Raw genomic sequence first — 11,519 nt, 5'->3', positions numbered from 1 at the left:
CCGCTCCCGCTTGCCAACATCATTGCGGTCCGTGATTCAGCAACAGCCTCCCGAGCTGATTTTTTCACCGAGCATATATCATTCGTACGACGAGGCCGGACCGGTTGCAGGGCTAGCGTGATTTTGTCAGCGGGGCGGCGGTTCTCAGAGAGCCAGGATCCTCCGCAATGACAGCGAACACAAAGGTTCACGCGCAATACACAGGAGAGCCCTATGACCCGCCGCATCGCATTCGCTTCCCTGGCCATTCTGGCTGCCCTCGCCACAACCCCACAGGCCGTCCGGGCCGAAGTTGGCAACGTTGTGGGTGGCGGTGATGCCATGCTCTCCGGCGGCGGCGACGACATGCGCATTACCTATAACAGCGTTGGCGCGGGCGGTGGCGCTCGTTATGAGCAGATCGGCCGAAGCGTCACCTTCGCCGGCAACAGCGGTAGCGACCCGTCCTGGACCTATGGCCCGGCTCCGGCGACCAGTTCCGGCCGCACGGTGAGGCTGATTGGTGGTGGCGACGACGCCCAGGTGGTCGAGGACCGGTTCCGCTGAATGCTAAGCCACGAGAGCAGCCATAAGCCGGCCGCGCCACTGCGGCCGGCGTAACGCCGGCCCCGCCACGCCGGACCATGCAATGGAGACAACCATGCCTCGCCTGCTACGGGCCGCCCGAGACAATGTCAGCGACATAGTCGCAGCTGTGGCCGCTTCCGCCTACTTCTTTGGTTTTTTTGGCGCACTATACGCGGCGCTTGCCAAGCTGGCCTACTAAACCGTTCAAGCTTCGAAAGTCTCATTTCTCCTGCCTTAGACTAGATGTTCGTTCGAGGTGGGGGCGGCCCGCTCCAGACGGATATCTGGTCTAGAAGACGTGACTACTGGTAGGTCCAAACCAGCCGGACCAGTCCGCGTCGTGACAACCAAACTACCTTCCTGCGCCGACGTCACAACCGTCTTCCGTTCCGATGGCGCCAGACGGTCAGCAACATGCGAATTGCGATAATGGTCGCTACGGCTGCGCCGAGGTCGAGCGTCCGGAGTTAACCGCCGATCGATTAACCAGACTGCGGTCTGCGTGCCTGCTACCAGCAAATGCGTTGTCAATGTCAGCGTGGAGTTGTTGACCGGCAGCCTGCATAGGCGGTTGTGTGCCCGTTTGGATGGTTAGCATCGCTATCGACCGTCCCCAAAGCGGACATCATGTCATTCGGCACTTCTGCCCGAGGTAGGTGGACAGTGGATTTCTAAACTTTGTCCGTAATGGCACTGCAAGGCGCAGAAGGGTACCTCCTGCGGCAGTGCGGTGGTCACCGTAGCCGATTGGCCACGCCGGATGCATGTCATCTCACTCACTGCAAATCGATCTCATTTTGACGACCCTTGCTGGTACCAGGGACGCCATGCCTTCGCTCTCCCTTGCCGGTCTGTCACTGCGCGACCTCGAATATGCGGTGGCCGTCGCCGAGCTCCGACACTTCGGACGCGCTGCTGAGCGCTGCGGCGTAAGCCAAGCTGGCTTGAGCGAGCAGGTGCGCAAGCTCGAGGGCCTGCTCGGGGTCGCACTGTTCGAGCGCACTTCACGCCGCATCGCAGTTACTACAGAGGGCGAGCCGCTGCTCCAACAGGCGCGCGACCTGCTCGACGGCGCCCGGACGTTGTTGGAGACAGCGCAGCGCCGTTCTGGGCCGCTGGACGGCCCACTGCGGCTAGGCGCCATCGCCACCCTCGGCCCTTACTATCTGCCGGGCCTGCTCCGCGAGGTGAGGAGCGCCTTTCCCCAACTCGAACTGCGGTTAGAGGAGGGGCGCACAGCCGGGTTACTGGAGGCCCTGCAGGCCGGCGAATTGGATGCTGTCCTGTTGGCTGTGCCAGTTGGCACAGATGGCGTGGCGACCGCTCCGTTGTTCTTCGAGCCCTTCCTCGCCGCTTTTCCGGCCGAGCACCCGCTAGCCGCGCAGTCGACGGTCACAGCCGCGGACCTAGCCGGTGAGGGCCTTCTGTTGCTGGAGGAGGGGCACTGTCTGCGCGATCAGGCTTTGGCTCTGTGCGGTACCACCGGAGCCGGACGAGGCTCCCGCCTAGCCAGCAGCCTGGAAATGCTGCGCCACATGGTTGCTGCCGGTGAGGGCTTCACGCTGTTGCCGCTGCTGGCCACGCGGGAGCGCGCCGACCTCGACGGCCTCGTCCGCCACCGCGAGTTCGAAGGTGGGACCGTCGGCCGCACCATTGGCCTGGTTTGGCGGGCGACCGATCCGCGGAGTAGCGCCTTCAGCCGCCTCGCACGCTTCCTCGAGGGTACGGCACCTGCCTGCACGCATTCTGTCCGGCGACCAGAAATATCCAGCCGAGCAATGTGATACTCTGCAATTCTCCGTATGGTTTAGAACGCAAGCGCAGTGAGTATCACGTAATCGTGAGATAGACTCCTGTCTGTCGTGCCGCATCGCCGCCGTCGAGGCGCGCCCAGGCAGCAATCCTGGCCACTTAACATGGATTTAGAGGAATTCCGTTTCGTCTAGAACTTTAAGCGGATGCGCATCGTCCGGTGCTGCCGATGAGGAGTGACGGTGCTTCCGATTGGAGTGCCGCAAAGCGCTTTGGCAAGACATCCGCACAAGACGGGAGCGGAAGCCAAGATGAGCCAAGCGATCGGCGTCACAGAGACCTAGCGGACCACCACCGCGTTCCAGGCAAGTCGGAGCGCGCTTCCCCACCGGCCCCGTCGGTCCTCCGACAGACACGGTAACTGCCTTTCGAGCGAGCAAGCGGCCCAGCGCCGCCGGGAGCGTCCCAGGGGCGCCACGGCTCGCCAACCCCGGACGAACCTATGATCGACATCAGCCTCCGTGCCGGCGTCGCCGGTGCGTGTTTCAGCCTTGTGCCCAACTTTGGACGTCGCCGCCGCGTCAGCCTCATGCTGGCTCTGCTGTTTGCCCCTCTCGGGCTTATCGGGACCACCCAACAAGCTGAGGCTGGCCAGCGGGACCAGGCCCGCGCCGCATCGATTCAGACTACGGATCGGCATGTCAAAGCGCCGGCGCCTCGGCACAGAGCATCGACGGTAGCAGCAAGGCGGGCGGAGCCTGCCGTCAGGATTTCCGCTGCGGAACCTGCTCCCGTGGTGCTCGCAGCCCTGCAACGGGCCGAGACAGCAACCGGTGTTAATGCGGGGCTGCTCTTCGCCATTGCTCGGCGTGAGAGCGGCCTCGACGCCGGTGCGCACAGCCGAGGCTCCTCCGCTCGCGGGCTGATGCAGTTCACCAGCGCCACTTGGCTTGAGGTGGTGCGCGACTATGGCTCCCGGCACGGGCTGGCGCAGCATGCGGCTGCCCTTGCGTCGGTTCCTCGCGGCAGCCTGCCGGCCAACCGCCGCCTCGTCACCGAGGTGCTGCGCCTGCGCGACGACCCGCATTTTGCGTCGGCGCTGGCTGCGGAGCGCCTAGAGGGCTGGCGCGGGGCGCTGGAGCAGACGCTCGGACGAAAGGCCAGTGGGACCGACCTCTACCTCGTACACTTGCTGGGACCGGCCGGGGCTCGACGCTTTCTTGCCGAGTTCGCACGTGCGCCAAACCAACCCGCTGGCGCTGTTGTGGGCACGGCCGCGAGGGCGAACAGGTCCATCTTCGTTCGCGGTGGACGCGCCTTGAGCTTGCTTGAGGTCTACCGGGACCTCGCCCGTTCACTGACTGTCGACACCGCGGACAGCGTCGCAATCCGGCAACCCGCAGCGGTTCAGCTAGCCGAGGCCCGCTGACCGCCCCATGCTTGGCCATAGGAGCAAGCATCATGCGCCGACATCTCTCTAGGACGAGCCTGCGTCGTAGGTGGCTGGGTATGGCCGCCGGGCTCGTAATTGCCTTCCAAGCAAGCCCTGGCCCCGCCATGGCGGCAGAGATCGCCTCTCGCGCGGTGGCATTCCGCGCTCCGGGTCAGGCTGATCAGGCCCGAGCATGGGGGCCTTTCGCTTTCGGCATGGCTCCTGCCGAGGCGCACCGCGCGGCTTTGCGGATGGGCGGCCAGCTAGTACCAGCCGTCGGTGCTTCGATAACTGGCCGACCCGCTACCTACCGTGGTCCAAGCCACATAAGGAGTGGGAGGCAAAGCCGCAGTGACTTCGCGCTGGTCTGGTTCGACGGCGGACGGCTCAGCCGAGTAACCGTGATGCTGTTCCGGTTGAACCTGCGTAGTGTCGACGCCTGTTTAAGCGCACATCGGGCTGCGGCAGCGAGCGCCCTGCCCAGCCGCGATGCCCCGAACGCGACGAGGGTGGTGCGAGACCTGCAAGGCGGATTAGATGGACCCAGACCCCACACGGGTGAAGCAGGTGACGTGGTATGGGCAATGGAGGTGCAGCAGGCTCGGTTCCGCGCCGCCATCGAGACCACTTGGGAAGAGCCGGTGAACGCCATGCAGGCCGGTGCCGACGAGACTTGCATTGGAACGGTGACCTACCTTCCCGCAGCATGACAATGCACCGTCCAAAACCGCTTCGAGCTGAGGGCCAGTAAACTATCTAGACACCATCGATGTCCGCTTTGCTCTCGAAGCACCTTGGAGCTGCCGTTCCGCTTCCGGCCAGATTCCGCCAGGATGGCTATGCGCCCATGTCGGACGCTCCGGGTCGCTGCTCACCGTTTCCATGAGCGGACATCGGATCGATCGCCCCTGCTGGCCGAGAAGGGCGGAAAGCGGACCACTAACCCGCCGGACTGCATCACCGGTGGACCGCTTCCACGACGGCAGGCCAGTACATGGGCGGGCCGACCATGTGCGGAGGACGCCGTTCCGCGCCTCACCGCGCGTCGAGCAGGCGCGCCACCATGGCTCTGACGGCGGCGATCTGCGGGGCGCCGCGGCCAAGGTAGCCCTCGCCGCTGTAGCCCCACCAGTCCCAGCAGCGGCGCGGGTTCAAGGCGGTTCCCGTTACTTGCGGGTAGAGGACTACCACGCGATTGGACACGGCCCAGCGGCCATATCCGGCGTCGAGTAGGAAATCAGCACCAATCCCGCCTGCGGCGGGCGGGGTTCCCGCGTCCTGCTGGCAACCGTGGAACACGACGTGCAGGTTGCAACGTTGGTGGCGGCACTCCGTCGGCACATAGATCCAGCCAACCGCAGCCATCCCCGTCTCCTCACGGGCGGGGGGGACGAAGGGACGCTGGTCGAAGGAGCGTAGTTCGCCTCCAACCATCGCGTCGCCCGGGGCATTCAGTGGGCCGTACAGGTGCGCCAGGATTTCGCCTGCCGCATCAAAGCCGCACCGATTGATGAAAGGCGGCCCGTAGATGCCGCAGGCCCGGGCCGGGAGCGGGCCGCGTTCGGGAAAGTCGGACACCGGCATCCCGTGCGCGGCTTTCGGGCCGTTGTTGGGCCTGACCAGGAGGTTCGGTTCGGCCACTCCGAGCCGCCGGTAGAGCGAGACGAGGACGTCGAAGGTCTCCCTGGGCACCACCTCGTCGGCTTCGCCGCGGAACAGCCAGACCCGCGTGCTCGCCAGGTGGGATGGCGCGGCGATGGTGCCCGTGCGCCGGGCCTCGGCGACCACCGCGAGGCTGACTTCGACGCGCGGAGGCGGGACCGGCAGGCCGAGCAGGGTCGACCCCGCGACATGGGTGCAGGAGAGGGTCGCGGCCTGGACGCGCAGGAGTGGCGCTGCCCCGAACACCCAGGGGTTCGGTACGCGCTCGGCGCAGCCGAAGGGACCTCCGGCAACGATGCCAGCCCCACGCACCAGGTCGGAGTGGGCGATGTGGAACTGGTGGGCGATGAAGCCGCCCGAAGACAGGCCGGACACTGTCACCGAGTTTGGGTTCAGCGAAAAGCCCGCCGGGAGAGACCCGGCTCCAGCAGAAGAAGAGGTGGCGCTCTCGCTGGCGGCCGCAGGTGCGCCTAGGAGAAGTGCCGCCAAGCACAGGGCGCGCAGTGCCCTGCTCGGCCGGCGAAGGGCAGGCGCCAAGCGAGTGCTGGAACTCGCCGTCGTGGCCGTCATGCTGACCCCCTCCGATGCGGCCGGGAGCTTATTGGCGTCCGGCGCTGCCGCGCTACACTGTTCCCCACGGGACCGTCGGCCTTGCTTCCGCTGCCGCGCAAGGACGAACCGCGCCGGCCGTCAGAGGCTGGAGGTGGCCCGTTCAGCGCCTGCTCCTGTGGCACCGTGGCCCACTTTGATGGAGGCTTGTCCCCAGGCCGATCGGCACGCTGGCGGTACGCGCCAGGCGCTTTGTATTCACCCGAGATCAGCAGAGGGCGGACAGCGGCCATAGAAGCCACAGCGGGTCCATGGCCAGTTTGCGCCCATGTCGGACGCTCAAGGTCGCTGCGCGCCTTGCCCAGGAGCGGGCATCAGGTCGTTCGGCTCCGCTGCCGGGTCGGGCGGCAAGTTGACCTAAGACGACCGCGGCACGGCCGCAAGCAGCGCCACCCCGCCGGCGCTGCCAGCGCCATGGCGCCGAGCGGCAGGGCGTAGCCCCCGCTCCACTCCGACAAGAGGGCGAGCGCCGGCGCGGCGGCCAGCAGGGCGATGCCGCGCCCGGTGTAGAGTACGCCGATGACGGCGCCGGCGTCGCGGTGGCCGAAGCGGTCGGCGGTCACCGCCGGCAGCAGCGCCACGAAGCCGCCATAGGCAACGCCGAAGCCGACCGCGAAGGCCGCGAAGCGCAGGTGGTCGGCCGCCGCCGCCCAGAGCGCCGTCAGCCCCGCGACCGCGGCGCAGCAGCCGAGGAAGGTGGCGCCCCGGCCGAGTTCGTCGGCCAGCGCGCCGAGTGCGAAGCGGCCGGCGATCGAGCCGACGCCGAGCAGGCTGAGCAGCGCGACGCCTCCGTCCGCGCCAGCCCGGCGTCCACGGCGGATTGCGCGAGGTGGGCGAAGGGCAGGGATACCGGCACGGAAACCAGCAGCGTCCCCGCGTAGTGCAGCCAGAAGCCCCGGGCGCGCAGCGTCGCGGCCGCGCCCGTCCCCGGCAGCGCCGCGGCCCGCTGCGGCGCGGGCGCGGGCGCCCCGGCGCGCCCGTCGCAGCGCTCGCCGTACCGCTCGGGGGAGGCGGCCAGCAAGAACGCGCCGCCGATGCCGACGGCCGCCACGGCCACGCCGGCGACGGCGAAGGCCGTGCGCCAGCCGCCGAGCGCCGCGGCGCCCCAGGCCGCCGGCGGCACCAGCGCCGTGCCGACGCCGATGCCCGCCGCGGCGATGCCCGAGGCGAGGCCGCGCCAAGCGACGAACCAGCGCTGCACGGCGGCGAACGCGGGCACGTGGGCGAAGCCGATGCCGAGGCCGATGACGAGCCCGTAGCAGAGGTAGATCTCAGCCAGGGTCCGCGCCGTCGCCGCGGTGAGCAGCCCGACCGCGACCAGCGCCATCCCCGCGACGGCCGGCGGCCGCGGGCCGACGCGGTCGGCGAGCGGCCCGCTCACCGCGCTGACCAGGAAGGCGGTGCAGCCGCAGAGGCCGTAGACCACGCTGACCGAGGTCCGGGAGGCGCCGAAGGCGGCCTCGAGCTCGGCGGCGACTGCGGCGTAGGAATAGGCGGCGCCGTAGCCCGCCATCAGCACGAGGAAAGCGCCCGCGACCACGCGCCAGCCGCGGAACGGCGGCGGCGCGGCGCGCGGCGGCCGGCGCGCGGGCGAAGCCTGGCGGCGCTTCGGCAGGCGTTCCGCCGTCCGCGGCAGGGGCATCGTCGCGGCTGCGCTCACGGCGCGCCGGCCCTGCCGAGCGCCGTGGCGAGGAAGCCCGCCGCCTGGGCCGCCGACATCGCGGCGAGCTCCGGCCAGGGCAGGGCGGGAACCAAGCCCTCCGCCCCGTCCGGGCGCCGCAGCAAGATGCGGCGGCCGAGGCCGTAGGCCGGATAGTCCCAGGCGTAATACGCGCCGGCGTAGGCGATGCGCCGCACCGGGCGCCCGTCCCGGGCCAGCCAAGCGGCAAGCGCCGCGCAGGCTCCACCGCCCGCTTCGGCCGCGCCGTGCAGCAGCAGCAGCGGGTCGGCGCCGGCGTCGTCCTCCGCCGGGCTGGCGCAGCCGGGGTAGAGCAGGACGCGCGCCGCGACGCCCGGCCCGAGCCGCAGGGCCACGCGCGCCCCGGCCCCGAAGCCGAGCACGGCGACCGGCAGCGGGCCGAGCCCCGCCGCCGCGGGCAGCTCCGCGACGGCCCGCGCGGCCGCGGCGTCCTCCCCGCCTTGCAGCGCGTCGAAGACGGCAAAGCCGGCGCCGAGCAACTGCTCGACGTAGGGCGCGCCGCGCGCGTCGGCGTCCGGGCCGTCGGGCAGCAGCAGCACCAGCCCGTTGGGGGGCCGCCGCGCCGGCACCAGCAGCGTCCCGCCCAGCCCGCCCGCGTCGAGGGAGCGGACCTCGACGACCGGCGGTGCCGACGCCTCGCCCCCCGCCGCCGGGCCGGGCGCCAGCAGCATGGCGAGCAGCAGCGCGGCGACCGCCCAGCCGGCACGCGGCAGGCCCCGCGGCGCACCGCCGGCCCGCCCCTGCTCCCAAAGCCGCCAAAGGTTGATCGGCAGCAATGCGGTGTGCAGCAACAGGATCGGCAGCAGTTCCAGCTGCGCCGCGTAGGCGATGAAGGCGGCGTTGCTGGCGATCGCGGCGAGCCGCAGCGGCTGCATGCGCCGCATCAGGAAGGCGGCGAGTACGCAGCCGCTGGCGATCCAGCCCGAAGCCTCGGCGAGTTGGTGCATGGCTGTCCCGGCTCCTCCGCTGGGGTGCGGTGCGGCGACGGTGCCGCGGTGCCGCGGCGCCCACCTGAAGCCGGTGTGAAAATGCGCCGATGCAAATGTGAAATCCGCAGCCGCAATGACCGCGTCGCAACCCTCGCGCTTCCGCTGCCGGTCGGGTTATGCAACGGAGCGGGGCCTTGGGCTCCGTCGATCGAGCGGGGTGCGCCGCGTGCGGTTTTCGAGCTACGCCATCGGCGAGCACGTCTTCGAGCCTGGCCGTGGCGCCGTCCGCCGCTTGGACGGCGCCGAAATCGTGCTCCGCCCGAAGACCGCGCAGGTGCTGCTGCACCTGGCCGAACGCGCCGGCGAGGTGGTCGCGCGCAACCACCTGATGGAGGCGGTCTGGCCCGGCATCTACGTGACCGAAAACGGGCTGACCCAGTGCGTGGCCGAGATCCGCCGCGCCCTCGGCGCCGATGAGGCGCTGCTGCGCACCCTGCTGCGCCGCGGCTACGTGCTGGAGGCCGAGGTCGAGGCCGAGCCGGCGCGCTCGGCGAACCCAGCCGCGGTGTTGTCCGAGGACCGGCCCTCCATCGCTGTGCTGCCATTCCGAAAAAACCTTCTCGATCCAGCGGATGCATACTTCGCGGATGGGATAGTCGAGGGCATCGTGCACGTGCTCTCCGGCCTCGAGCGCATCGTCGTTGTCTCGCGCGGGTCAGCTCTCTCGGTTGCCGAGGTCACGACGGACCCGCGCGATGTCGGCCGAAGGCTGGGCGTGCGCTACATGCTGCATGGAGGGGTGCAGCGCAGCGCCAGGCGCCTGCGCATCACCACCGAGCTTTCGGACTGCGAGACGGGCGCGATCATCCGTGGCGATCGCCACGAGGGCGAGGCGTCCGACCTCTTCGCCCTGCAGGACCGCGTCGCAGCAGAGGCCGTGGCCACCATTGCGCCAGAGGTGCGCGCCCAGGAACTGCGGCGGGCCATGCGTAAGCCACCTGGAAACCTCACGGCCTACGACCTTGTGCTGCGGGGCCTCGACAGGTTCCACCGGCTTGACCGTGCCTGCTTCGAGGAGGCTCGCGCGCTGTTCGATCAGGCCATCGCGGCTGATACTGGCTTCGCCCTGGCACGAACCTACCTCGCTTGGTTGCACGTATTCTGCGCAGCGCAGGGATGGTCGCCCGACCCGGCAGGGGACGCCGAGGCAAGCACCGGCCTTGCGCTGGAGGCCCTGGAACGTGACCCGAACGACGCGCTGGCGATGGCGATACGCGGCAACGTGCTCGGCTATTTCCGGCACGATTTCGCAAATGCCGGGCGGTTGCTCGACCGCGCCGTATCCGTCAGCCCGAGTTGCGCGCTGTCTTGGAGCTTCGGTGCCGCGCTGCGGATCTGGCTGAACCGCGCGGAGGAAGCGGTCTTCTGGGCGGAGCATGCGCTGCGCCTTGCGCCGGCGGACCCGTTCACCTTCTTCCACGAGCATATCCTGTCCACGGCACACTACGCGCTCGGCGATCACGAGACGGCACTGCGGCTCGGGGCACGTGCTGCCATCTCGAACCCGTCTCATGTTCCGAACCTCCGGACCATGATTGGTGCGGCAGTAGCCCTAGGCCGCGCCGACGAAGCCGCGGCGCTCGCGCGTCAAGTGCTTTTGGTCGCGCCCGAGTTTCGGGTCAGCACGATGGCGAGGTTAACGCCCTGGCAGGGAGAGCAGAAGGCCCGTTTGCTGGACGCCTTGCGAAGGGCCGGCTTGCCTGAGTGACAGCCAAACCGACGAAGAAGCTGCTTTGTGCTCGGTCAGGGGAGACCGCTTAGGAGCAACTCCGCGAAACACCTCCCGAAGGCGAACGCCAGCAGTCGCCCGGACAGCCCTTGACAACCGCCCGTCCGCATTCGGCCAGACGCTACCTTGGCGCTTCCTCCTAAGCCGCAATCCTGCGGCTCAGGAGACGTGCTATGCAACAAGCCAATGCTGGTGCTCTACTCTCTCATACGAGGCGGGTCTTACCTTGGATCAAGGGACGCTTCATTGGTCCCAAGCCGCCCCATAAACCCAAGCAGGTCTGGGCTATCCGTTTTAATCTCCAACGGGAGCAGCGGCTTCGCTACCTAGCCATGTTCGACTTGGCGATCGACAGCAAACTCAGGGGCTGCGACGTAGTCAGGCTTACGATTGGCCAGCTGGTCGTGAATGGCGCCGCCCGCCACCGCGCGACCGTCATCCAGCGGAAGACCGGGCAGGCAGTGCAGTTCGAGCTAACGGAGCAAACCCGCGACAGCCTGCTGGCATGGCTGAAGATCCGTGGCGGCGCGCTGGACGAGTGTGTTCCCGAGCCGATCCAGGATGAGCCACCATCTTAGCACCCGCCAATATGCTCGCCTCGTTGGCGACTGGGTCGAAGCCATTGGGCTTGGGCGGTCAGCCTACGGCACACATAGTCTGCGCCGAACGAAGGTCGCCCTTATCTACAAGCGGACCGGCAACTTGCGGGCCGTGCAGATCCTGCTCGGCCATACGAAGCTAGAGAGCACGGTAAGGTATCTCGGCGTTGATACTGAAGATGCCCTTACCCTGTCCGAGGCCACGGAGATCTGACTACCTCTACGAAACGCTTCGAGCGGCTTGGGGCGGCATCCCCGTCCCGAGTTGCCGAAGCAGGGAAGGTCAGGCTGGAGGGCGCCCATCCCGGTCATCGGCCAGGCGCGCCCGACATCCTGAAGCGGACCACTAGCATCCAGCCCTCGCTGACTGAGAAGGGCGGCTTGCGGTGCTCTGGCGGCCCGCAACCGCACCACGACCCGACCATGTGTCAAGCGACACCCAGCTTTACGAGGTAAGGCGACACCCAGGTTTACGAGGCCG

General features: G+C 68.5%; 10 protein-coding genes. 6 read left to right on the top strand and 4 right to left on the bottom strand.

Annotation, left to right across the window (positions count from 1 at the left end; all coding sequences use genetic code 11):
- Window positions 1-213 precede the first annotated feature (213 nt).
- The 3 genes from AC5JJ1_RS02020 (at window position 214) to AC5JJ1_RS02010 (ending at window position 3,748) form a co-directional block, all read left to right on the top strand.
- Entirely contained in the window at window positions 214-546 is a 333-nt protein-coding gene (locus AC5JJ1_RS02020; RefSeq protein WP_495783444.1) for a hypothetical protein, read from the top strand.
- Window positions 547-1,394: 848 nt separating this feature from the next.
- Entirely contained in the window at window positions 1,395-2,351 is a 957-nt protein-coding gene (locus AC5JJ1_RS02015; RefSeq protein ID WP_495783443.1) for a LysR substrate-binding domain-containing protein, read from the top strand.
- A 764-nt stretch (window positions 2,352-3,115) separates the two neighbouring features.
- Window positions 3,116-3,748 (top strand): transglycosylase SLT domain-containing protein, encoded by a 633-nt coding sequence (locus AC5JJ1_RS02010; protein WP_495783442.1) that lies wholly within the window; start codon window positions 3,116-3,118, stop codon window positions 3,746-3,748.
- A gap of 1,038 nt (window positions 3,749-4,786) precedes the next feature.
- Here AC5JJ1_RS02010 and AC5JJ1_RS02005 read toward each other — a convergent pair.
- The 4 genes from AC5JJ1_RS02005 to AC5JJ1_RS01990 all read right to left on the bottom strand — a co-directional run bounded on the left by AC5JJ1_RS02005 (window position 4,787) and on the right by AC5JJ1_RS01990 (window position 8,668).
- The gene (locus tag AC5JJ1_RS02005; RefSeq protein ID WP_495783441.1) at window positions 4,787-5,983 is read right to left on the bottom strand and encodes an extracellular catalytic domain type 2 short-chain-length polyhydroxyalkanoate depolymerase; all 1,197 of its coding nucleotides are present in this window, start codon (window positions 5,981-5,983) and stop codon (window positions 4,787-4,789) included.
- Window positions 5,984-6,336: 353 nt separating this feature from the next.
- Window positions 6,337-6,747 carry a hypothetical protein gene (locus tag AC5JJ1_RS02000; protein ID WP_495783445.1) on the bottom strand — a complete coding sequence of 137 codons (411 nt, stop codon included), beginning with the start codon at window positions 6,745-6,747 and terminating at the stop codon, window positions 6,337-6,339.
- Window positions 6,684-7,682, bottom strand: coding sequence for an MFS transporter (locus AC5JJ1_RS01995; protein WP_495783440.1), 999 nt, complete (start codon window positions 7,680-7,682; stop codon window positions 6,684-6,686). The genes AC5JJ1_RS02000 and AC5JJ1_RS01995 overlap by 64 nt, the downstream gene beginning before the upstream one ends.
- Entirely contained in the window at window positions 7,679-8,668 is a 990-nt protein-coding gene (locus AC5JJ1_RS01990) for a dienelactone hydrolase family protein (RefSeq protein ID WP_495783439.1), read from the bottom strand. Before AC5JJ1_RS01990 ends, AC5JJ1_RS01995 begins: the two co-directional genes overlap by 4 nt.
- A 208-nt stretch (window positions 8,669-8,876) precedes the next feature.
- Here AC5JJ1_RS01990 and AC5JJ1_RS01985 point away from each other — a divergent pair, with 208 nt between their 5' ends.
- The 3 genes from AC5JJ1_RS01985 to AC5JJ1_RS01975 all read left to right on the top strand — a co-directional run bounded on the left by AC5JJ1_RS01985 (window position 8,877) and on the right by AC5JJ1_RS01975 (window position 11,252).
- The gene (locus AC5JJ1_RS01985; RefSeq protein ID WP_495783438.1) at window positions 8,877-10,418 is read left to right on the top strand and encodes a winged helix-turn-helix domain-containing protein; all 1,542 of its coding nucleotides are present in this window, start codon (window positions 8,877-8,879) and stop codon (window positions 10,416-10,418) included.
- A 194-nt stretch (window positions 10,419-10,612) separates the two neighbouring features.
- Complete coding sequence (locus AC5JJ1_RS01980; protein WP_495783437.1) at window positions 10,613-11,017, top strand: site-specific integrase; 405 nt, start codon at window positions 10,613-10,615, stop codon at window positions 11,015-11,017.
- Window positions 11,001-11,252, top strand: a complete 252-nt coding sequence (locus AC5JJ1_RS01975) for a tyrosine-type recombinase/integrase (RefSeq protein ID WP_495783436.1) — start codon at window positions 11,001-11,003, stop codon at window positions 11,250-11,252. Before AC5JJ1_RS01980 ends, AC5JJ1_RS01975 begins: the two co-directional genes overlap by 17 nt.
- The last annotated feature ends 267 nt before the right edge of the window (window positions 11,253-11,519 follow it).

It is taken from the genome of Belnapia sp. (assembly GCF_059504005.1).
Note: the sequence above shows the minus strand (reverse complement) of the source record. Positions and strands in the feature narration are given on the sequence as shown.